This window comes from Mesorhizobium sp. B1-1-6 (genome assembly GCF_006443035.1).
GTDB lineage: Bacteria > Pseudomonadota > Alphaproteobacteria > Rhizobiales > Rhizobiaceae > Mesorhizobium.
Window position 1 is genome coordinate 500,224 of record NZ_VFWR01000002.1, and the last position, 20,788, is coordinate 521,011.

Annotated in this window: 21 protein-coding genes; 10 read left to right on the top strand and 11 right to left on the bottom strand. The window is 64.9% G+C overall.

Annotated features, from left to right (window positions below; translation table 11 throughout):
* Positions 1-20: 20 nt before the first annotated feature.
* The 3 genes from rsmG to mnmE all read right to left on the bottom strand — a co-directional run bounded on the left by rsmG (position 21) and on the right by mnmE (position 4,390).
* A complete protein-coding gene (rsmG, locus tag FJ979_RS06120; protein ID WP_140580249.1) occupies positions 21-653 on the bottom strand; it encodes a 16S rRNA (guanine(527)-N(7))-methyltransferase RsmG in 633 nt (210 codons plus the stop codon).
* On the bottom strand, positions 650-2,524 hold the full coding sequence (gene mnmG / locus FJ979_RS06125) for a tRNA uridine-5-carboxymethylaminomethyl(34) synthesis enzyme MnmG (protein ID WP_140580250.1): 1,875 nt from the start codon (positions 2,522-2,524) through the stop codon (positions 650-652). The genes rsmG and mnmG overlap by 4 nt, the downstream gene beginning before the upstream one ends.
* A gap of 543 nt (positions 2,525-3,067) precedes the next feature.
* Positions 3,068-4,390 (bottom strand): tRNA uridine-5-carboxymethylaminomethyl(34) synthesis GTPase MnmE, encoded by a 1,323-nt coding sequence (gene mnmE, locus FJ979_RS06130; protein WP_140580251.1) that lies wholly within the window; start codon positions 4,388-4,390, stop codon positions 3,068-3,070.
* 64 nt (positions 4,391-4,454) lie between these two features.
* Between mnmE and FJ979_RS06135 the strand changes: the two genes are divergently transcribed.
* Entirely contained in the window at positions 4,455-6,476 is a 2,022-nt protein-coding gene (locus FJ979_RS06135) for a thioredoxin domain-containing protein (protein WP_140580252.1), read from the top strand.
* Between the two features lie 183 nt (positions 6,477-6,659).
* Here the strand turns inward: FJ979_RS06135 and rho are convergent, their stop codons facing one another.
* The 3 genes from rho to hemE form a co-directional block, all read right to left on the bottom strand.
* Entirely contained in the window at positions 6,660-7,925 is a 1,266-nt protein-coding gene (gene rho / locus FJ979_RS06140) for a transcription termination factor Rho (RefSeq protein WP_140491913.1), read from the bottom strand.
* A 174-nt stretch (positions 7,926-8,099) separates the two neighbouring features.
* Positions 8,100-8,636, bottom strand: a complete 537-nt coding sequence (hemJ, locus tag FJ979_RS06145) for a protoporphyrinogen oxidase HemJ (RefSeq protein WP_140491911.1) — start codon at positions 8,634-8,636, stop codon at positions 8,100-8,102.
* The gene (gene hemE / locus FJ979_RS06150; protein ID WP_140514100.1) at positions 8,636-9,667 is read right to left on the bottom strand and encodes a uroporphyrinogen decarboxylase; all 1,032 of its coding nucleotides are present in this window, start codon (positions 9,665-9,667) and stop codon (positions 8,636-8,638) included. The genes hemJ and hemE overlap by 1 nt, the downstream gene beginning before the upstream one ends.
* A gap of 404 nt (positions 9,668-10,071) precedes the next feature.
* On the opposite strand from hemE, the gene FJ979_RS06155 reads away from it, so the two are divergent.
* From FJ979_RS06155 to dnaQ, 5 genes are all read left to right on the top strand, one after another.
* Positions 10,072-10,893: a pyruvate, water dikinase regulatory protein gene (locus FJ979_RS06155; protein WP_140491905.1), complete on the top strand. Its 822-nt coding sequence runs from the start codon at positions 10,072-10,074 to the stop codon at positions 10,891-10,893.
* 57 nt (positions 10,894-10,950) lie between these two features.
* Positions 10,951-11,550: a Maf-like protein gene (locus FJ979_RS06160; RefSeq protein ID WP_140514101.1), complete on the top strand. Its 600-nt coding sequence runs from the start codon at positions 10,951-10,953 to the stop codon at positions 11,548-11,550.
* Entirely contained in the window at positions 11,543-12,385 is an 843-nt protein-coding gene (locus FJ979_RS06165; protein WP_140514102.1) for a shikimate dehydrogenase, read from the top strand. Before FJ979_RS06160 ends, FJ979_RS06165 begins: the two co-directional genes overlap by 8 nt.
* On the top strand, positions 12,382-12,963 hold the full coding sequence (gene coaE / locus FJ979_RS06170) for a dephospho-CoA kinase (RefSeq protein WP_140514103.1): 582 nt from the start codon (positions 12,382-12,384) through the stop codon (positions 12,961-12,963). Before FJ979_RS06165 ends, coaE begins: the two co-directional genes overlap by 4 nt.
* Positions 12,964-13,071: 108 nt before the next feature.
* Entirely contained in the window at positions 13,072-13,776 is a 705-nt protein-coding gene (gene dnaQ / locus FJ979_RS06175; RefSeq protein WP_140514104.1) for a DNA polymerase III subunit epsilon, read from the top strand.
* 107 nt (positions 13,777-13,883) lie between these two features.
* Here dnaQ and secB read toward each other — a convergent pair whose 3' ends face one another.
* Complete coding sequence (gene secB / locus FJ979_RS06180) at positions 13,884-14,381, bottom strand: protein-export chaperone SecB (protein ID WP_140491875.1); 498 nt, start codon at positions 14,379-14,381, stop codon at positions 13,884-13,886.
* A gap of 167 nt (positions 14,382-14,548) precedes the next feature.
* Entirely contained in the window at positions 14,549-15,049 is a 501-nt protein-coding gene (locus FJ979_RS06185; RefSeq protein WP_140491873.1) for an FxsA family protein, read from the bottom strand.
* A gap of 213 nt (positions 15,050-15,262) precedes the next feature.
* On the opposite strand from FJ979_RS06185, the gene FJ979_RS06190 reads away from it, so the two are divergent.
* From FJ979_RS06190 to FJ979_RS06205, 4 genes are read left to right on the top strand one after another with little or no spacing between them, the layout of a single operon-like run.
* Positions 15,263-15,967, top strand: a complete 705-nt coding sequence (locus tag FJ979_RS06190; RefSeq protein WP_140514105.1) for a Tim44/TimA family putative adaptor protein — start codon at positions 15,263-15,265, stop codon at positions 15,965-15,967.
* A 24-nt stretch (positions 15,968-15,991) separates the two neighbouring features.
* Positions 15,992-17,095 (top strand): murein transglycosylase A, encoded by a 1,104-nt coding sequence (locus tag FJ979_RS06195; RefSeq protein WP_140514106.1) that lies wholly within the window; start codon positions 15,992-15,994, stop codon positions 17,093-17,095.
* On the top strand, positions 17,092-17,622 hold the full coding sequence (locus FJ979_RS06200) for a Smr/MutS family protein (protein WP_140491867.1): 531 nt from the start codon (positions 17,092-17,094) through the stop codon (positions 17,620-17,622). Before FJ979_RS06195 ends, FJ979_RS06200 begins: the two co-directional genes overlap by 4 nt.
* Positions 17,623-17,632: 10 nt before the next feature.
* Positions 17,633-18,001, top strand: a complete 369-nt coding sequence (locus tag FJ979_RS06205; protein ID WP_140514107.1) for a helix-turn-helix transcriptional regulator — start codon at positions 17,633-17,635, stop codon at positions 17,999-18,001.
* 88 nt (positions 18,002-18,089) lie between these two features.
* Here the strand turns inward: FJ979_RS06205 and FJ979_RS06210 are convergent, their stop codons facing one another.
* The 3 genes from FJ979_RS06210 to FJ979_RS06225 form a co-directional block, all read right to left on the bottom strand.
* The gene (locus tag FJ979_RS06210) at positions 18,090-18,329 is read right to left on the bottom strand and encodes a hypothetical protein (RefSeq protein WP_140514108.1); all 240 of its coding nucleotides are present in this window, start codon (positions 18,327-18,329) and stop codon (positions 18,090-18,092) included.
* A gap of 333 nt (positions 18,330-18,662) precedes the next feature.
* Positions 18,663-19,283, bottom strand: a complete 621-nt coding sequence (locus FJ979_RS06220; protein WP_140491861.1) for a transglutaminase-like cysteine peptidase — start codon at positions 19,281-19,283, stop codon at positions 18,663-18,665.
* A 173-nt stretch (positions 19,284-19,456) separates the two neighbouring features.
* Positions 19,457-20,734 (bottom strand): polyhydroxyalkanoate depolymerase, encoded by a 1,278-nt coding sequence (locus FJ979_RS06225; RefSeq protein WP_140514109.1) that lies wholly within the window; start codon positions 20,732-20,734, stop codon positions 19,457-19,459.
* Positions 20,735-20,788: the final 54 nt, after the last annotated feature.

Below are 20,788 nucleotides of genomic sequence, written 5' to 3' on the forward strand. Positions count from 1 at the left end.
GGATTCGGACAGGTCTTTGTTCAGACAGGTCGCACATTGGACAGTTCAAGGATGACGCCGCCAGGGTCGGTCATGCTTGGATGTTCTACCAGATCGAAGCTCCAGCGGTTAACGCTTTCTTGCACTTCGGCGCGGTAATCCCGGCCTTTGTGGAACAGCCCGCGCGCGCCTGATGTCAGCCACGGCCCCGCCAGCTCAAGCAAGGTCGAAAGCGGCGCCAGCGCCCGCGCCGTGACGATTTCCGGTGCCGCGACAAGCGCATGGCTCTCGTCGATGCGGCGCGCCACGACACGCGCCGGCAGGCCGAACTGGCCCACGACGGCTTGCAGGAATCCCGCTTTCTTGCGATTGCTTTCGACCAGGTCGATGCTGGCGCCGTCACGCTCGGCAAGCAGGAACGCCAGGACCAGTCCCGGAAATCCGCCGCCCGAGCCGATATCGACCCATCGCCGCGCTTTGTCCTCGATTCGCCAGAGCTGCGCGCTGTCCAGTATGTGGCGTTGCCAGACATCGCCGGCCGTCGACTGCGCGACGAGATTGATGCTGCGGTTCCATTTCTGGAACATCCCTTCGAACACCACGAGGCGATCGAATGTTTCACGTGAAACCGGACCGGCGGCGTTGCGCAGGCTCTCCCAGGAGCCAGCGCTCACGCGACGTCCCTTTGCGCGCTCTCGGAATGCCTGATATGAGCGACGATGATGGCCAGCGCCGCCGGCGTCATGCCTTCCATGCGCTGCGCGTCGGCAACCGAACGCGGTCGCCGCGCATGCATCTTCTGCTTCAGCTCGTTCGATAGTCCCGGCACCTCGGCGAAGTCGAGCGACTCGGGGATGAGCCGGCTTTCCTCGTGCCGGATTTGGGCGACGTCGCTCTTCTGGCGATCGAGATAAACCGAATATTTCGCTTCCGTTTCGAGGCGCTCCGCCGTCCTGGCGTCGATCGTCCCGAAATTCCTATCGATTCGGGCCAGCCAAGCCACGTCGACGCCGGGATAGGCGAGCAGTTCATAGGCGGATCTGCGCACGCCGTCGCGATTGACCTCCAGCCCGTGGCGCGCCGCCTCGTTGGGTGTCAGCTTTACGCCGAGCGCCAGCCGGCGCGCTTCGGCGAGGCGCTGCTCCACCTCGCCGAACCGCTGCATCCGCCGGGCTGACGCTATACCCAGCCTTGCAGCCAGCGGCGTTAGCCGCTCGTCGGCATTGTCGGCGCGCAGCGAAAGCCGGAATTCGGCGCGCGAGGTGAACATGCGGTAAGGCTCGCTGATGCCGCGGCTGGTCAGATCGTCGACCATGACGCCGATATAGGCTTCGGTGCGGCTGAGCACGACCTGCTCGCTGCCCGACGCCCGCCTTGCGGCATTGAGGCCCGCCAGCAGACCTTGCGCGGCGGCCTCCTCATAGCCGGTCGTGCCGTTGATCTGCCCGGCTAGAAACAGGCCCCCGACGCGCTTCGTCTCCAAGGTCGGATGAAGCTCGCGCGGGTCGACATGGTCGTATTCGATGGCATAACCGGGCTGCAGCATCACCGCTCGGTCCAGCCCCGGGATGGTCTTCAAGATTTCGAGCTGAACCTCCTCCGGCAGCGAGGTCGAGATGCCGTTGGGATAGACCGTGTCGTCGTCCAGGCCTTCCGGCTCTAGAAAAATCTGGTGGCCTTCGCGGTCGCCGAACTTGACGATCTTGTCTTCGATCGACGGACAGTAGCGCGGCCCGACGCCTTCGATCGAGCCCGAATACATGGCCGAGCGCCCGAGATTGGCGCGGATCAGTTCATGCGTGGCCGCGGTCGTGCGCGTGATGCCGCATTCGATCTGCGGCGTCTCGATGCGGTCGGTCAGCAGCGAGAACGGCACCGGTTCGTCATCCGCCGCCTGGCTTTCCAGCGACGCCCAGTCGATCGTGCGCCCGTCGAGGCGCGGCGGCGTGCCGGTCTTCAGCCGGCCGAGCTTGAAGCCTGCGCGGCTCATCGTCGCCGACAGCCCTAGGCTCGCCTGTTCGTTCATGCGGCCGGCGACAATCTTCTTCTCGCCGATATGGATCAGCCCGCGTAGGAAGGTTCCGGTGGTCAGGACCACCGCGCCGCTGGCAAGGCGCCGGCCATCGGCCAGGAGAACGGCGCGCAGGCATCCCGAATCGTCGATGTCGAAGTCGAGCACCTCGCCCTCGATCACATCGAGACCGCCCTGCTGCCTGACCGCCTCCTGCATGGCGAGCCGGTAAAGTTTCCGGTCGGCCTGGGTGCGCGGGCCGCGCACGGCCGGCCCCTTGCGCCGGTTGAGCAGGCGAAACTGGATGCCGGCGGCATCCGCCACCCGGCCCATCAGTCCGTCCATGGCGTCGATCTCGCGCACCAGATGGCCCTTGCCGAGCCCGCCAATGGCCGGATTGCAGGACATCACGCCGATCGTGTCGAAACGCAGCGTCACCAGCGCTGTCCTGGCGCCCGCACGCGCAGCCGCGCTGGCCGCCTCGCTGCCCGCATGGCCGCCACCCACCACAACCACATCATAGTGATCGGTCATTTCAAAACGCCCTGGATTCGAAGTTTGGTGGAGAGATGTCCCCGCAGCGGGACGGTGTCAAGAAACTTCGCGGGAGTTTCACGTGAAACAGGACGGCGAGCCTCATTGTAGTGTTTCACGTGAGTCACGTGTATCGACCGCCGGCGCCGCCCCCCGGCGCCGTGTCGGCACTTCTCCCTGGCACAGGGAGACAGCGCTGACCGCAAAGCCGGCACCTTCATTTACAAGGCTGATAATTGCCGAAACTGGAAATAACAGCGCGCCCTCTCCCCGTCCTTGTAAGAGAATGCCGGATAAGAGAATGCCGGCAGGCAAGTGCGGGGTAGCGCCGACGCTGGCGATTGACCCCGGCGCAGCCGTTTCACGTGAAACAACGTCGGTCGGAGAGCCCTTCTGTTTCACGTGAGTCATCGGCCGGGCCCGTCGTGATAGAAGCCGAGGTCAGCGCTGCCCCTCATCCGCCTGCCGGCACCTTCTCCCCGTATAGTGACGGGGAGAAGGGAGGCTTGACGGCGTCCGCGCCCCGACAATGTTCCACGTGAATCATTTCCCGATGCAGAACTGCGAGAAAATCACATCCAGCATGTCCTCGACATCGACGGCGCCGACGATCCGTCCGAGCCGGTCGGCGGCCAGCCGGAGATCCTCAGCGCGCAGTTCCTGGCCGGCGTCCGGGCTCTCGGCCGCGCGCAATAGGAAGCGGTTGGCTTCGCCTAGCAACTCGACATGGCGAAGCCGCGAAGGCAGGATGTCGCCCGCTTCGCCGATCTGCGCTGTCGCTCGCCTGGCGATCTCAGCCAACAGCTCCGCCACGCCGGTCCCGTCCTTCGTCGAGATGGCGCGATCATAGCCCCCGGCAGCGGCTTGCCCGTGCACCAGATCGAGCTTGGTGCCCACGCGCAAGGTCGCGATCCCCTCGCGTTGAAGAGCAACGGGATGCGGGTCGGCCATATCCTCGAGGATGAGCAAGAGGTCGGCGCCATGCGCCTTGGCTCGCGCCTTCTGGATGCCGATCGCTTCCACCTTGCCGGCCGCATCGCGCAGACCTGCGGTGTCGGTCAGCCTGACCCGCAGGCCTTCGAGGTCAAGCACGATCTCGAGCAGGTCCCGCGTCGTGCCCGGCTCATCCGTTACAATAGCTGCATCGCGCCGCGCCAAGGCGTTGAACAGGCTCGACTTGCCGGCATTCGGGGCGCCGAGGATAACAACCTCGAACCCGTCGCGGATGATTTCGCCGGCACGAAACCCGGCAATGTGGCGCTCGATCTCCCCGATCATCGCCGAAACATCAGACCAGACCGTATCCGAAACGGAACCGGGAATGTCGTCTTCGTCGGCAAAGTCGATCTCGGCCTCGATCATGGCGCGCGCATGGATCAGCCGCCGCCGCCAGCTCAGATAAAGCTCGGCTTGCGCGCCCTCGGCATTCTGCACCGCGAAGCGCCGCTGCGCCTCGGTCTCGGCGTTGACCAGATCGGCCAGCGCTTCCGTCCTTACCAAATCGACCTTGCCATTGAGGAAGGCCCGGCGCGTGAACTCGCCCGCTTCGGCGTGCCTGACGCCTTCGAAACCGGCGATCGTCTCCAACAGCCTCGCCACCACGGCGCGGCCGCCATGCACCTGGAATTCCGCCACGTCCTCGCCGGTGAAGCTGCCGGGGCCGGGGAAAAAGATCACCAGGCCACTGTCGAGCACGCCGCCATCGGGCGCCCGCAGCTTGCGCAGGCTGGCCACGCGGCCCTTAACCATACCGCCGGCGATCGTTTCGACAACGAATCGAGTCTTTGGCCCCGAAATGCGGATGACGGCGACGCCGGCCGGCAGGCGGCCGCTGGAAAGCGCGACGATGGTGTCGGCCGAAATCATTTGCCCGCCTTGTTGGACCGCCCTAGCTTCACTATCCAACCCCTGTTTCGCCGGACCGCTCATCGTGACACTGCCTGCGCAAAATCTGCTTGCCGACGAAGCCAGCCCCTATTTGCAGCAGCACAGCGGCAATCCGGTGCATTGGCGGGCCTGGTCACCGGCGTCGCTTGACGAGGCGAGGGCGCTGGATCGGCCGATCCTGCTGTCGATCGGCTATGCCGCCTGCCACTGGTGCCACGTCATGGCCCATGAAAGCTTTGAGAATGACGACGTCGCCGCCGTCATGAACCGTCTGTTCGTCAATATCAAGGTCGACCGCGAGGAGCGCCCCGACATCGACCAGATCTACATGGCGGCGCTGTCCTCGATGGGCGAGCAGGGCGGCTGGCCGCTGACCATGTTCCTGACGCCGGACGGCAAGCCCTTCTGGGGCGGCACCTATTTCCCGCGCGAACCGCGCTACGGCCGCGCGGGCTTCATCCAGGTGATGGAGGCGGTCGACAAGGCGTGGCGCGAGAAGAGGGCAAGCCTCAACCAGAGCGCCGACGGGCTGACTTCGCATGTCGAGACCCGGCTCGCCGGCGCGCATGCCCGCACCGCGCTCGACCGCGACACGCTTGCCGCGCTCGCCAGAGGCATAGACGGCATGATCGACAAGGATCTCGGCGGCCTGCGCGGCGCGCCGAAATTCCCCAATGCGCCATTCATGCAGACACTGTGGCTGTCGTGGCGGCGCGACGGCAATGCCGGTCACCGCGACGATGTCCTCCTGAGCCTCGAACGGATGCTGGCCGGCGGCATCTACGATCACGTCGGCGGCGGGCTCAGCCGCTATTCCACGGACGCGCAATGGCTGGTGCCGCATTTCGAAAAGATGCTCTACGACAACGCGCAGCTCATCCGTTTTTGCAACTGGGCCCATGCCGCGGGCGGAAAGGATTTGTTCCGGGTCCGAATCGAGGAGACCATCGGCTGGCTGCTGCGTGAGATGCGCGTCGAGGGCGGTGCCTTCGCCGCCAGTCTAGATGCCGACAGCGAGGGTGAGGAGGGTCTTTTCTACACCTGGAGCCGGGAAGAGATCGAGGCCGCGCTCGGCGACGATTCACCATTGTTTTTCAATCACTTCACACTCTCCAGCCCACCCGGTTGGGAAGGCAAGCCCGTTGTCCACCAGACGCCGGCCCAGCAGGTGCAAGGCATTGCCGAGCAGCCACTTCTGGCCGCTCTCAAGGCAAGGCTGCTTGCAGTCCGGGAACGGCGCGTCAGACCAGGCCGCGACGGCAAGGTCCTCGCCGACTGGAACGGCCAGATGATCTCGGCACTCGCCGAGGCCGGCCGCTCGCTGGCGCGGCAAGACTGGATCGACGCCGCCAAAACCGCATTCGACCAGATCGCCTCCGCCGCCGAGGGCGGACGGCTGCCGCACTCCATGCTCGGCGCCAAGAAACTGTTCCCGGCCCTGTCGAGCGACTATGCGTCGATGACCAATGCGGCGATCGCCCTGTTCGAAGCCACCGGCGACTGGAGCTACGCCGATCGGGCCCGGCAATCCGTCGAGCAGCTCGACCGCTGGCACGCCGATGCCGACGGCACCGGCTATTATCTCACGGCATCCGACAGCACCGACGTGCCGATCCGCATCAGGGGCGATGTCGACGCGGCTATTGCGTCGGCCACCGGTCAGGTCATCGAGGCGCTGGTCCGGCTCGCCGCGCTGACCGGCGATCTCGACCTGCAGGAGAAAGCGACGAAAGTCGCCGAACATGCCGCCGGCCGCGCGGCGCACCAGGCCTATGGCCAGGCCGGCATCGTCAACGCCTCGGCGCTCGCCATAGAGCCGCTAAAGCTGGTGCTTGTGGACGATTTGACAAATCCAACGCTCGTTCCGGTAGCGAATCGCAATCCCGATCCGCGTCGGGTGGATATCGTCGTGTCAGTCGGTACGCAGGCGAATCGACCGCTGTTGCCAAGCGGGATCCTGCCTCCCGCCGACAGGCCGGGCGCGTGGCTGTGCACGGGGCAGGTGTGCTTGCCGGCGGTGAGCGATCCGGATGAATTGGAAGGGTTGTTGCGACGAAGACCATAGAGTTCGTCATCCTAGGGCGAAGCAGGAGCGAAGCTCCGTCGCGGAGACCCTAGGATCCATGCCGTGACTTTCGAGCGCTGCAACAGGTGGAGATCCAGTCCGCCGCGCTCTTTGGGAGAGGCCATGGCATGGATCCTCGGGTCAAGCCCGAGGATGACGAAGAAGTGGAGCTCGCTCTGCGAACTACGTATTCATTGAATCGAAGAAGTCCGCATTGGTCTTGGTCTGCTTCAGTTTGTCGATGAGGAACTCGATCGCGTCGGTGGTTCCCATCGGCGCCAGGATGCGGCGCAGCACGAAGATCTTCTGCAGGTCAGCGCGCGGCACGAGCAGGTCTTCCTTGCGGGTACCCGACTTCAGAATGTCCATGGCCGGGTAGATGCGCTTGTCGGCGACCTTGCGGTCGAGCTGGATTTCGCAGTTGCCGGTGCCCTTGAACTCTTCGAAGATGACTTCATCCATGCGGCTGCCGGTGTCGATCAGCGCGGTGGCAATGATGGTCAGCGAACCGCCTTCCTCGATGTTGCGGGCAGCACCGAAGAAGCGCTTCGGCCGCTGCAGCGCATTGGCGTCGACGCCGCCGGTCAGCACCTTGCCCGAGGACGGCACCACGGTGTTGTAGGCGCGCCCGAGGCGGGTGATCGAATCGAGCAGGATGACGACGTCGCGGCCATGCTCGACCAGCCGCTTGGCTTTCTCGATGACCATCTCGGCGACCTGCACGTGGCGCACCGCCGGCTCGTCGAAGGTCGAGGAGATCACCTCGCCCTTCACCGAGCGCTGCATGTCTGTCACTTCCTCCGGCCGCTCGTCGATCAGAAGCACGATCAGGTAGCATTCCGGATGGTTGGCGGTGATCGAGTGGGCGATGTTCTGCATGAGAACCGTCTTGCCGGTACGCGGCTGCGCGTTGATCAACGCGCGTTGGCCCTTACCGATCGGCGCCACCAGGTCGATCACGCGCGGCGAGATATCTTTGGAGGTCGGGTTGTCGATCTCCATCTTCAGCCGCTTGGTCGGATAGAGCGGCGTCAGATTGTCGAAGTGGATCTTGTGGCGGATCTTTTCGGGATCGTCGAAATTGATCGTGTTGACCTTGAGCAGCGCGAAATAGCGCTCGCCCTCTTTCGGACTGCGGATCGGCCCCTCGACCGTATCGCCGGTCTTGAGTGAAAAGCGTCGGATCTGCGAGGGCGAAATATAGATGTCGTCGGGACCCGGCAGATAATTGGCGTTGGCCGAGCGCAGGAAACCGAAACCGTCCTGGAGCACTTCGACCACGCCGTCGCCGATGATTTCGATGTCCTGGGCGGCCAGCTTCTTGAGGATTGCGAACATCAGCTCCTGCTTGCGCATGACGCTGGCGTTCTCCACCTCGAGCGATTCGGCATAGGCGATCAGCTCTGGCGGTTTCTTGTTCTTGAACTCGGTGAGTTTCATTTCTTGCATTAGGATAGACTCTGGGTAGGCTTTTGGGAGGAAATCGGCGGGATGCGATAAATGCCGGGCGCGGCCAAAAGCAATGAAGGGCGGCGCATGACGGGAAGGAAGACCCGTCTTTTATCGTCGGCCGGCTGAAAGAGCAAGCCGCCTTTTAGCAGGTCGTGAGAGAGGTCCGAAGGTTCAGAACGGCTTGACGACGACCAGGATCACAATAGCGATCATCAGCAATGTGGGGATCTCGTTGACGATCCGCCAGTGCCTCGCGGGCTTTTCATTGCGGTCCTCGGCGAATTTTCGCACAGCGCCGGCCAGATAGCCGTGGATGCCTGACAGAACCAGCACCAGCGCGATCTTGCCGTGCAACCAGCCACCCTGGAAACCAAAACCTTTCCAGGCCAGCCACAGGCCGAACACCCAGGTGACGATCATCGCCGGGTTGATGATGCCGCGCAGAAGCCGGCGCTCCATCACCTTGAAAGTCTCCGACTGCACCGAACCCTTCTCGGCGTCGGCGTGATAGACCAGCAGCCGCGGCAGATAGAGCATGCCCGCCATCCACGAAATGACGGCAAGAACGTGGATCGCCTTGGCCCAGAGATAGAAGCCGTCTGGGGCCGCCAGAAACAGCAGCGCGGTGAGCACGACCAGGGCCGCGATGCCGATCACCATCCGCATCATCGCCTGGCCCGTGCTGTTGGTGTTGCTCATCCCGGCCATCAGCGTGTCGCGCTCCTCACCAGTTTCACCATCGCCTCGACATGCGCAATCGGCGTTTCCGGGGTAATGCCGTGGCCAAGATTGAAGATCAACGGTCCGCTTCCCAGGCTCTCCAGGATCGCGCTGACGCCGTCGGCCAGCGCCTTGCCGCCGGCGACCAGCCGCAGCGGATCGAGATTGCCCTGGACGGCCCCTTCCCGCTGCAACGCCTTCGCTGTCTCCAGCGGCACCGTCCAGTCGATCCCCAGCCCCGTGACGCCGGTCTTCTCGCGATAGCTCCGGTAGCGCGCGCCGGCGCCCTTGGGAAAACCGATGATCGGCACATCGGGATGGACCGCTCGAACCTGCCTCACGATCTCGGCCACCGGCTCGACGCAGAACAGCTCGAAACAAGCATCGTCGAGCACGCCGGACCAGGAATCGAATATCTGCACCACATCGGCGCCGGCCTCGATCTGCCTGATGAGATAGGCGGCCGAATGATCGGTCAGCACCTTGAGCAGCCGACGAAACGCCGCCGGCTCCCGATAGGCGAACAGCCGCGCCGGCGCCTGGTCCGGCGTGCCGTGCCCGGCGATCATGTAGGTCGCCACCGTCCACGGCGCGCCGCAGAAGCCGATCAGGGCGGTTTCATCGGGCAGTTTCGCCCGCAACCGGCGAACCGTCTCGTAGACCGGTTCGAGATTCACGTGAAACACCGTGCTGTCCAGGGCCGCGATTTCAGCCGCCGTGATCGGCGTCAGCAGCGGCCCTCGCCCCTCTTCGAAGCGTACGTCGCGGCCAAGCGCATGCGGAACGACAAGGATGTCGGAGAACAGGATCGAGGCGTCGAAGCCGAAGCGCTCGATCGGCTGCATGGTCACCTCGAAGGCAAGGTCGGGATCATAGCAGAGGTCGAGGAATGAACCTGCGCGTCGGCGCGTCTCGCGGTATTCCGGTAGATAGCGCCCGGCCTGGCGCATCATCCAGAGCGGCGGCGGAAACACCGTCCCACCCTTCAGCACGTCCAGCATGATCCGTCTTGCAGGCATAGAGCGCTCGCCTCTCCCGGCTTCCCTTTAATCAAATATCTTATTTTAAAGAATCTTCTGATTCTAAGAGTCTGTTGGTTGTGGTGGTTGTCACCTGTCCCGCTTTGGCCGTCAAAACACCAGCAAGCATATTGTCGCGCATTTCCAATCGCCGCTTGCATGGTTCTGGGGACGATCCGGAATCTTCCATTGGACTCAACACGCTAGAGCAGCGATCCTGCAGGTACGTCCTGTGGACGGACAAAAGGCAGAAATCTTCGTCCACGGACTTGTCCCCAGCCGCCCGACGAAGCCTACAGCGCATCGAATTGTGGACAAACCGGCATCTGATACAGTCGCTCCGGCCGGCGGGTTTTCCGAACCCTGCTTTATCCACATCCGCCCACAGTCCTAGGTAAAACCCTGTGAACAAACCCCAGAGCTTCTTCCACCTGCACCTGATCTCCGACGCCACCGGCGAAACGCTGCTCGCGGCCGGCCGCGCGGCTTCGGCGCAATACAAGGATGCGCGCGCCATCGAGCACATCTACCCGCTCATCCGGACCGAAAAACAGGTGGCCAAAGTGTTCGAGGACATCGAGGAGGAGCCGGGCATCATCCTCTACACCGTCGTCGACCAGAAGCTGGCGCGCGGCATCGACGAGCGCTGCGCCGCCATGGGCCTGCCCTGCGTCTCCGTGTTGGAGCCGGTGCTCACCGTCTTCCAGTCCTATCTGGGCACGCCGGCCGGCCGCCGCGTCGGCGCCCAGCACGTCCTCGATGCCGAATATTTCCGCCGCATCGACGCACTCAACTTCACCATGGAACATGATGACGGCCAGTTGCCGGCCAATATGGACGATGCCGACATCGTGCTGGTCGGCATTTCGCGCACGTCCAAGACGCCGACCAGCATCTATCTCGCCAACAGGGGCATCAAGACCGCCAACATTCCGATCGTGCTCGGCGTGCCGGTGCCCGAAAGCCTGGTCAACGCCAGGACGCCGCTGATCGTCGGCCTTGTCGCCACCGCCGAACGCATCTCGCATGTCCGCCAGAACCGCATCCTCGGCAACAGCAGCGCCTATGTGCCAGGCGACTATGTCGACCGCGCCGCCATCAACGAGGAGCTCGCCTATGCCCGCCAGATCTGCACCCGCCATGGCTGGCCGATGATCGACGTCAGCCGTCGCTCGATCGAGGAAACGGCGGCGGCAATCGTTGCCCTGCGGGGGAAGACGCGGTAGGTGCAGGTGAGATAAGTGAGGGGTGCGCGACGGAACGCCAATCCTGGGTGAACCAGCATGACCGAAAAAATCATCCTCGCCTCCGGCAGTCCGTTCCGCAAGGCGATGCTGCTCGATGCCGGCATCGACGTCGAGGCGGTTGCGCCTGAGGTCGACGAGCGCGCGCTCGAGGCACCCCTGCAAGGCAGCGGCGCCTCGCCCGAGGATGTCGCGCTGGTGCTGGCCGAGGCCAAGGCCACCGAAGTAAGCGAGCGCAGGCCCGGCGCGTTGGTGCTCGGTTGCGACCAGACGCTGTCGCTGGGCGACGAGGTGTTCCACAAGCCGGCCGACATGGAAGGTGCGCGCCGCCATCTGCTGGCGCTGTCGGGAAGGACCCATCAGCTCAACAGCGCCGCGGTCCTGGTCCGCGACGGCGAGGTGCTGTGGCGCCATGTCGGCATCGCCAGCCTCACCATGCGCAAGCTTGACCCGGCCTTCATCGGCCGCCATCTGGCGCGCGTCGGCTCAAGGGCGCTGTCGAGCGTCGGCGCCTACCAGGTCGAAGGCGAAGGCATCCAGCTCTTCGAGAAGATCGAGGGCGACCACTTTACCGTTGTCGGCCTGCCGCTGCTGCCGCTGCTGGCCGAACTGCGCACGCTGGGAGCGATCGATGGCTGAGGCGACCAAAAAGGCCTTCGTCACCGGTCACCCGATCAAGCATTCGCGCTCGCCGAAGATCCACGGCCACTGGCTGGCCAGATACGGCATCGACGGCAGCTACCAGGCGATCGATGTCGCGCCGCAGGATTTCGCCGAATTCCTGAGCACATTGCAGGCGAACGGCTATTTCGGGGGCAATGTCACCATCCCGCACAAGGAGGCCGCCTTCGCCCTGGTCGAGCACCTTGACGAGGCGGCCCAGCAGATCGGCGCGGTCAACACGCTGTGGCTGGAGGACGGCCAATTGTGGGGCGGCAACACCGACAGCCATGGCTTCGCCGCCAATCTCGACGATCACGCGCCGGGCTGGGCATCCAATGGCCCGGCGGTGGTGCTCGGCGCCGGCGGCGCCTCGCGCGCCGTCATCCACGCGCTGAAGCAGCGGGGCATCCACGATATCCGCATCGTCAATCGCACGCTTGCCCGGGCGGCGGAGTTGCGCGACCGGTTCGGCGCCGGTGTCTCCGCGCACGGCATGGCGGTGACCGGTGAACTGCTTGCCGATGCCGGCCTGCTCATCAACACCACGGCGCTCGGCATGCAAGGCAATGAGGGTCTCGCCGCCGACCCGGCCCTTTTGCCGGACCACGCCATCGTCACCGACATCGTCTATGTGCCGCTCGAGACGCCGCTGCTTGCCGCGGCAAGCGCGCGCAAGCTGAAGACGGTGGACGGTCTCGGCATGCTGCTCAACCAGGCGGCGCCGGGTTTCGAACGCTGGTTCGGCGTCCGGCCCCGTGTCACACCCGAATTGCGCGCGCTCGTCGAAGCCGATCTGGCGCCAAAACCATGATGGTGCTCGGCCTCACCGGTTCGATCGGCATGGGCAAGTCGACCACCGCGAAAATGTTTGCCGAGGCCGGCGTCCCGGTCCACGATTCCGACGAGACGGTGCATCGCCTCTATGCCGGCAAGGCAGCCCCCCTGGTCGAGGCCGCGTTTCCAGGAACCACCGGCGCCGGAGGCGTCGACCGGGCAAAGCTCGGCGCTCGGGTGCTTGGCGATGCGGCCGCGCTGAAAAGGCTGGAAGCGATCATCCATCCGCTGGTGCGCGCCGACGCCGACGCGTTCCTGGCGCGCAACCGCGCCGCCGGCGCGCCGCTTGCCGTCCTCGACATTCCGCTCCTGTTCGAAACCGGCGGCCGCGACCGCGTCGACAAGGTCGTCGTCGTCACCGCGCCGGCCGAAGTCCAGCGCCAGCGCGTGCTGGCGCGGCCCGGCATGAGCGAAGAGAAACTCGCCTCCATCCTGGCCAGCCAGGTGCCGGATGCGCAAAAGCGCCGCCAGGCCGACTTCGTCATCGATACCAGCCAGGGCCTGGATGCCGCGCGGGCTGAGGTCGAAGCTATCATCGCGGATTTGAGAGGTTAGATCGGCGCCTCTTTTTCCTTCTCCCACAGGGGGAGAAGGAAAAAAGTCATTGCCCATTGCCATTTTGTTCCGCTCTCACGATTCTGCTTGCCAGGAGCGACTGATTCGATGCGTGAGATCATTTTCGATACGGAAACCACCGGCCTCGACATGCGCGACGACCGCATCATCGAGCTTGGCGGCGTCGAGCTGGTCAACCGCTTTCCGACCGGCAAGACCTTCCACCACTACATCAACCCGCAGGGCCGCTCGATCCACGCCGAGGCGCAGGCCGTGCACGGCATCAGCATGGCGGACCTGCAGGGCAAGCCGTCCTTCGCCGAGATCGTCGAGGAGTGGATCGCCTTCACCGACGGCGCCAAGCTGGTCGCCCACAACGCCACCTTCGACATCGGATTCCTCAATGTCGAGTTCGGCCGGCTCGGCCATCCGGCCGTCGACATCGGGCGCGTCGTCGACACGCTGGCGCTGGCGCGGCGCAGGCATCCGATGGGTCCCAATTCGCTCGACGCGCTCTGCCGGCGCTATGGCATCGACAATGCGCGGCGCACCAAGCACGGCGCCTTGCTGGATTCGGAGCTGCTGGCCGAAGTCTATATCGAGCTGATCGGCGGCAAGCAGACGGCTCTGATCCTGGACACAGTTTCAGTGCAGATGAACGGCGCGGGCGAAGTGGCAGACATCGACATCTCGGTCGGTGCGCGGCCGATCGCCCTCCCCCCGCGCCTGAGCGAAGCCGAGCGCGCGGCGCATGCCGGCATGGTCGCCACGCTGGGTGAGAAGGCGCTGTGGCTGAAGGTGATGGGCGCCTAAGCGCGCCGTTCTCCTCGAAGTCGGGGGGCTTCGCGGCCAAACCGGCCTCGAAAACGAAAAACCCGGCGCGAGGCCGGGTCTTTCTGCAATATCCGTACGAGCCGGAATCAGCTCACCTGGACCTTCGACGCCGCCTGGTCCTCGGCCAGCTTCTGCTGGAACATCTGCGCGAAATCGATCGGGTCGAGCATCAGCGGCGGGAAGCCGCCATTGCGCGTTGCCTCGGCGATGATCTGCCGGGCGAACGGGAATAGCAGCCGCGGGCATTCGATGAACAGGATCGGCAACATGTGTTCCTGCGGGAAGCCACTGATGGCGAAAACGCCGCCATAGACCAGCTCGACATTGAACAGCACTTCCTGGTCGAAGGACGCCTTGGCGTTCAGCGTCAGGTTGACGTCGAACTGCTTGTCGGAGAGCGGATTGGCGTTGACGTTGACGTTGATGGCGATACCAGGCGCCTTATCGCGGCCGCGCAGCGAGTTCGGCGCGCCGGGGCTCTCGAAGGAAAGGTCCTTCACATACTGGGCAAGGACGTTGAGCGAGGGCTGCGCCGTGTTGCCGTTTCCGTTGGCGCCGACCGGCGCGTCATCTTTGCTGGCCATGAGCCTTGTGTCCTTTTGCCTGGGCAGCATTGCTGACCGAATTGAAATCGGGCGTTCGCTACCATGGCCGGCATGACAAGACAAGGTTTGCCGCCTTGCGACCGGAGGGGATCCAGACTGCGTCGAGATTCAGGTCAGGCCGGCATCACCTGAACATCAATATAGCCTCAGTCGTCCTTCAGGCGGCGCCATGGCGAATTGTGGTCCGGCCCGCGCTTGAAATCGTCTTCGCGCGAATAATCGCCGTCGTCGAGGTCGATGACCCTGTCGCGCGGCCGGCCGCGGAAGCCGCCGGCCGAGAAATTCGTCGCCACCACGATGCGGCCCTTGAGCCTGCGCCAGGCAAGATCGCGCACCGGCGGCAGGAACAAGAGAATGCCGAAAATGTCCGATATGAAGCCCGGGATGATCAGCAGGATCGCGGCGAGCACGATCATGGCGCCGTGCGCGAGCTGGCGGCTCGGATCGCGGCCGGCGCCCATCTCGGTGCTGATGCGGCTCATGACGCCAAAACCCTGATGCCTGAGCAGCAGCGCCCCGGCGATGCTCGAGGCGAGCACCAGGCCGACCGTCGCCAGCGCGCCGATCTGGCGCCCGACTATGACGAAGCCGGCGATCTCCAGCAGCGGAAGCGCCAGAAGAAAAACGGGAAATAACGAAATGCGCAAGTCTTGCCGATCCTTCCGATCGTTCTGGCGTTGGTCTGTTTTGCCTGCCAGCGGCCGCCGGCCGCTGGCGCCGAGGCTGTTAGATAGGTATGGCTGCCTTTGATTTGAATGATTGCGCCTTGCGTTCTATATGGTTTGCATGTTGAACGCTATGCGACCGCTGCCCTGTTGGCCGGGCGGTCCGGCCGAGGGCAGGATTGATTGGCGGAAGATATGGGTTTCTTCGACTTCGGCACGATTTTCTTTCTGATTGCGGCAGTTGTGATCTTTTTCCAGCTGCGCAATGTGCTGGGCCGTCGTACCGGCAGCGAACGGCCGCCTTTCGATCCCTATACCGCCGCCCGCACCGGCGACAAGGATGCGCAGAAATCCGAGAATGTCGTGTCGCTGCCGCGCAAGCGCCAGCCCGGCGAGCCGGCCGGCGAGGTCTATGCGGCCATCGACGCCTTTGCCAAGCCCGGCACCGACCTCAACAAGGGCCTGCGCACGATCAAGGACAACGATCCGTCCTTCGACCCGAAGGGTTTCGTCGACGGCGCCAAGATGGCTTACGAGATGATCGTCATGGCCTATGCCGATGGCGATCGCAAAACGCTGAAGAACCTTCTGTCGCGCGATGTCTATGACGGTTTCGTCGCCGCGATCGGCGAGCGCGAGGCGCGGTCGGAAAAGATCCAGTCTTCCTTCGTCGGCATCGACAAGGCCGACATCGTCTCGGCCGAGATGAAGGGCGGCGAGGCGCATGTCACGCTGCGCATCATCAGCGAGCTGATTTCGGCGACGCGCGACAAGGCCGGTGCGGTCATCGACGGCGACCCCGAAACCGTCGCCGAGGTCAAGGACGTCTGGACCTTCGCCCGCGACACGCGCTCGCGCGACCCGAACTGGAAGCTCGTCGCCACCGAAGAAGAAGATTGAATCCCTGACCGCGGCGGGCCTGTCGTGTCCTTCCATCAGGCATTCAGCGAAAGATCCTTCGGCGCTCTGCCCGGCTGGGATGACGACGACCATCTGGCGGCCTTCGAGGCCTTTCGCCGCTCCGCCTTCCATGTCCTGGCCAAGCCCTATCGCAGCGGCGCGCTCGGCGTCGACTTTGACGCCTTTGCCGGTGCCTATGCCGAGGCGCGCGCGGCCCCTCCTGCCAGCCGGTCGGAGGCCCGCGCCTTCTTCGAGCGTCATTTCGTCCCCATGCAGGTGCGTCCAGAGACCGGCGCCGGCCTCGTCACCGGCTTCTACGAACCGGAGGTCGAGGCCTCGCCGGTGCGCACGGAGCGTTTTGCCGTGCCGCTTCTGTCGCGTCCCGCCGATCTCGTCGATGTCGACGACGCCAACCGGCCCGACGGAATGGACCCCTATCTCGCTTTCGCGCGCCGGACGCCGGACGGGCCGGCCGAATATTTCGACCGCGGCGCGATCGAGCGCGGCGCGCTCGCCGGCAAGGGCCTGGAGATCGCCTGGCTGGCCGACAGGGTCGATGCATTCTTCATCCATGTGCAGGGCGCGGCGCGGCTTCTCATGACCGACGGCAGGCTGTGCCGCGTCACCTATGCGGCCAAGTCCGGCCAGCGCTTCACCGGACCCGGCAAGGTGTTGAGCGAACTGGGCGAGATCCCGCTGGAAAACGTGACGATGCAGTCGATCCGCGCCTGGTTCAGGGCGCATCCGGGCCGCGTCGACGAGATCCTGTGGCGGAACCGTTCCTATATCTTCTTCCGCGAGGCCGCGGTCGAGGACGCAACGCTCGGGCCGATCGCTGCCGCCAAGGTGCCGCTGACGCCGGGCCGCTCGATTGCCGTCGACCGGCTGCTGCACACATTCGGCACGCCCTTTTACGTCGATGCGCCATCGCTGACGGCTTTCGAGGCAAAACCGTTCCGGCGCCTGATGATCGCGCAAGACACGGGCTCCGCCATCACCGGGCCGGCGCGTGGAGATCTCTTCGCCGGCTCGGGCGACGCCGCCGGCGAGATCGCCGGCGTGGTGCGCAATCCGGCCGATTTCTACGCGCTGGTGCCGCGCCCGCTCGTCTCGGGTTCGAAGCCATGACCCGCCGCAGCGACAGGTTGAGCGAGGACGACCGGGTGCTGTGGAACTTGGTGGCGCGCACGGCCAAGCCGCTGAAGGGCAAGGCCGCCGTGCCTGTCCCGGATTTCGGCATCGAGGCGAAGCCGGCGCCGACGCAACAAGCCCGGCCCGTTGCCGGTCCGGCCGGCGCGCCTAAGCCGAAGGCCCAGCATGTCTCCCATGCACTCGACGAGCCGACGCTGGACAAATTGTCGAAAGGCCGGCTGCCCATCGAAGGCCGGGTCGACCTGCACGGCATGACGCAGGACGAAGCCTATTCGCTGCTGTTCTCCTTCCTGCACCGCGCGCATGCCGGCGGCATCCGCTATGTCCTGGTCATCACTGGCAAGGGCTCTTCGTCGGGCGGCGACGGCGTGCTGCGCCGCGCGGTGCCGGCCTGGCTGTCGACGCCGGCGTTCCGGCCGCTGGTCTCCAGTCACGACCACGCCGCGCGCAACCACGGCGGCTCGGGCGCGCTCTATGTCAGGCTGCGGCGGGTCCGGTCGTGAGGATGGGGTCGTGACCCCGTTCGGCGAGAGGCTGCGGGCGCTGAGGGCCGAGCGCGGCGTCACCCAGAAGGACATGGCCGCCGCCATCGGCGTCAGCGCCGCCTATCTGTCGGCGCTCGAGCACGGAAGGCGGGGCGCGCCGACCTGGACGCTGATCCAGAAGATCATTGGTTATTTCAACATCATCTGGGACGACGCGGAGGAACTGGCGCGACTGGCCGAAGGCTCGCATCCGCGCGTCAGGCTCGATACGTCGGGCCTGAGCCCGGCCGCGACCGAGCTTGCCAACCTCCTGGCCGAGAACATCGAAAAGCTCGACGAGGAGGAACTGCGCCGTATAACCGCCTCCATCCGCGCGGCGCTGGGGCGGCGGCGGTAGGCCGGGTTTGCCCGGCTCTGGCGTCGGCTGAGCTCCCGATCGTAAAACGGTGCCCGCCAGCAGCAGCCGGCGGGCCGCCGTGATGAGATCAGTTCTTGCCGGCCGTGCTGCCGCCATTGCCACCGCGGCCGTGATCACCATGGCCGCGGCCACCATTGCCGCCGCCAAGGCAGTCCGATGCGCCGGCGGCGCCGCAACAGCGGCCGCTCCACAGGTCGTCGAGATTGGTGTTGGCGCAGCTTGGAATGGTCTGATCGGCCAGAGCGGATCCGGCCATGCCCGACACCGCGACGGCGGCGAGAAGGGTGTTACGCAGGAAAGCAGTCATTTGAAGTCTCCATGGTTGGTTTCGGTTCACGGCTGTGTGTCGCCGGCCGGGCCGAAATGGTTCATGGAGGGTGGGAATTTTTTGGGGAGTGCGCGCGGCGCGTGACTGCAACGTCGGCGCCGCCCCTGATCCGCCTGCCGGCACCTTCTCCCCGTATAGGACGAGGAGAAGGGAGACAGCCGCGCCCTTGGCGTATTTCTTGCGACGTCGGCAATTGGGGAAATCGTCGATGACAGCGTCTTTCTCCCCGTCACTATACGGGGAGAAATGCCCGGCAGGGCAATGAGGGGCGGGGCCGACATCCGGCGGTGGGCGCGCCGCCCGCCGCAGTCCCTACTCCACGGACCCCACCAGCACCTGCTGGCCGCCGCGGATCGAGACCCAGCGGCCGGTGTTGTCGATCGCCTGGCGCTTGAGGAAATGGTAGCCAGTGTCGTCCCAGGCCTTGACCTTGTCGGTCAGATTGTCGAGCACATAGTCGCCCCTGTCGGTGCGCACCGTCAGCACCGAGTGCCCTTCGCCGTCGGGTTTGCGCACCACGGTGATGAGAAGATCGGCAAGCGATATGCCCATCCGGGACAGCAGGCGCCGCTTTTCCAGCACATAGTCCTCGCAGTCGCCGACGCCCTTGGCGGGATAGGCCCAGACCTCGTCCTTGCCATAGATGTCCATGTCGCTCATCGGCTTGACGGCGGCATTCACCCTGGCGGTGACCTTGGCCAGCTTGCGCCACAATCTGTCCGTCATCGCGGCCGGCGCCAGATTGCCGGGACGGATCGCGCATTCGCGGGCATTGAGCCTGCAGAAATCATAATGGCCGATCGGTTGCGACGCGACGCCGCCGGTCGTCATCGCTCCGGCCGCCAAGGCCGGCGCCACCCAGCCTCCCATCATTGTCGCCAGTCCGGCTACTGCGCACGCACGAAGCGCTCGCGCCATTGGTGAGGAATTCATTGTCCCCGCTCGCCCTTGTTATTAATGAAAGGTTAAGGGCGATCTACAGTCCGTGTCAATTACCACGATTGGGTGATTTGCGACATGGTTACCCGCGAGACGCATGGCAGCGGCACCCGTGCGACAGGCCTGCCCGGCCTGTCCGGCGCTATCGGGCCGGCAATGCAGGCTGCCTATCTTTTGGCGGTGCGGACCAGCTTCGGTTTCACGGCGACCCGGTTCTGGCGGCCATAGCTGGTGATGAAGTCGACGATGCGCGGCACGATCTCGGCGCGGAAGCGCGAACCGTTGAAGACGCCGTAGTGCCCGACCGCGGGCTGCATGTAATGCGCCTTCCTGTCGGCGGGAATGTTGACGCACAGATCGTGCGCCGCCCGCGTCTGGCCAAGGCCGGAAATGTCGTCGTTCTCGCCCTCCACCGTGAACAGCGCGACATTGCGGATGGCCGAGGGATCGATGGGCGTGCCGCGATGCGTCATCTCGCCCTTGGGCAAAGCATGCCGGACAAACACCGTGTCGACCGTCTGCAGGTAGAACTCAGCCGTCAGGTCCATCACCGCCAGATATTCGTCGTAGAAGTCGCGGTGCTTCTCGGCGCTGTCGCCATCATGCTTCACAAGGTGCATGAAGAAGTCCTTGTGGGCGATGATGTGGCGGTCGAGGTTCATGCTCATGAAGCCCGAAAGCTGCAGGAAGCCTGGATAGACCTCGCGGCCGAAGCCCGGCACCGGCCAGGGCGCGCGCATCACGACATTGTCGCGGAACCAGTCTATGCCCTTCTCCTCGGCCAGAAGGTTGACCGCGGTCGGGTTGCGGCGCGTGTCGATCGGCCCGCCCATCAGGGTCATCGTCGCAGGAACGAAGGGGTCGCCGCGCGTTTCCATCAGCGCCACGGCCGCCAGCACCGGCACGGAAGGCTGGCAAACCGCCATCACATGCGTGTCGGGGCCCAGCACATGCAGCATGTCGACGACATAGTCGATATAGTCGTCGAGATCGAATTGGCCGTCGGCCGTCGGCACCATGCGGGCGTCGATCCAGTCGGTGATGTGCACGTCGGCATGGGGCAGCATGGCTTCGACCGTGCCGCGCAGCAGCGTCGCATAGTGGCCCGACATCGGCGCCACGATCAGAAGCTTCGGATCTCGCCGCCGCCCGGCGGGAACGGCGCGCTCGAAATGCACCAGGTTGCAGAACGGCCGCGACCAGACGGTCTTCTCGGTCACTGCCACGCTCTTCCAGTCGACCACCGTCTTGTCGAGGCCGAATTGCGGCTTGCCGTAGCGGCGCGTGGTGCGCTCGAACAACTCGGCGCCCGCCGCGATCGAGCGGCCCCAGGACGTGTGCGAGAACGGATTGAGCGGGTTGGAATAGAACAGCCGCACCGCATCGGCATAGAGACGGGCCGGCTGCAGGGCGGCGTGGTTCATTTCATAGAGCTGGTAGAACATCCGTTTACCCCGCGGCGGCCTGCGACCGAAGGGGCGGCGAGCAGTGCCTGGCCC

What these genes read in the sequence shown, in the direction of transcription:
- mnmG (WP_140580250.1), bottom strand. Translation starts at nt 2,524, where the DNA reads ATGACCGATCACTATGATGTGGTTGTGGTGGGTGGCGGCCATGCGGGC.
- mnmE (WP_140580251.1), bottom strand. Translation starts at nt 4,390, where the DNA reads ATGATTTCGGCCGACACCATCGTCGCGCTTTCCAGCGGCCGCCTGCCG.
- rho (WP_140491913.1), bottom strand. Translation starts at nt 7,925, where the DNA reads ATGCAAGAAATGAAACTCACCGAGTTCAAGAACAAGAAACCGCCAGAG.
- hemJ (WP_140491911.1), bottom strand. Translation starts at nt 8,636, where the DNA reads ATGGCCGGGATGAGCAACACCAACAGCACGGGCCAGGCGATGATGCGG.
- hemE (WP_140514100.1), bottom strand. Translation starts at nt 9,667, where the DNA reads ATGCCTGCAAGACGGATCATGCTGGACGTGCTGAAGGGTGGGACGGTG.
- FJ979_RS06160 (WP_140514101.1), top strand. Translation starts at nt 10,951, where the DNA reads ATGACCGAAAAAATCATCCTCGCCTCCGGCAGTCCGTTCCGCAAGGCG.
- FJ979_RS06165 (WP_140514102.1), top strand. Translation starts at nt 11,543, where the DNA reads ATGGCTGAGGCGACCAAAAAGGCCTTCGTCACCGGTCACCCGATCAAG.
- coaE (WP_140514103.1), top strand. Translation starts at nt 12,382, where the DNA reads ATGATGGTGCTCGGCCTCACCGGTTCGATCGGCATGGGCAAGTCGACC.
- dnaQ (WP_140514104.1), top strand. Translation starts at nt 13,072, where the DNA reads ATGCGTGAGATCATTTTCGATACGGAAACCACCGGCCTCGACATGCGC.
- secB (WP_140491875.1), bottom strand. Translation starts at nt 14,381, where the DNA reads ATGGCCAGCAAAGATGACGCGCCGGTCGGCGCCAACGGAAACGGCAAC.
- FJ979_RS06190 (WP_140514105.1), top strand. Translation starts at nt 15,263, where the DNA reads ATGGGTTTCTTCGACTTCGGCACGATTTTCTTTCTGATTGCGGCAGTT.
- FJ979_RS06200 (WP_140491867.1), top strand. Translation starts at nt 17,092, where the DNA reads ATGACCCGCCGCAGCGACAGGTTGAGCGAGGACGACCGGGTGCTGTGG.
- FJ979_RS06210 (WP_140514108.1), bottom strand. Translation starts at nt 18,329, where the DNA reads ATGACTGCTTTCCTGCGTAACACCCTTCTCGCCGCCGTCGCGGTGTCG.
- FJ979_RS06220 (WP_140491861.1), bottom strand. Translation starts at nt 19,283, where the DNA reads ATGAATTCCTCACCAATGGCGCGAGCGCTTCGTGCGTGCGCAGTAGCC.
- FJ979_RS06225 (WP_140514109.1), bottom strand. Translation starts at nt 20,734, where the DNA reads ATGTTCTACCAGCTCTATGAAATGAACCACGCCGCCCTGCAGCCGGCC.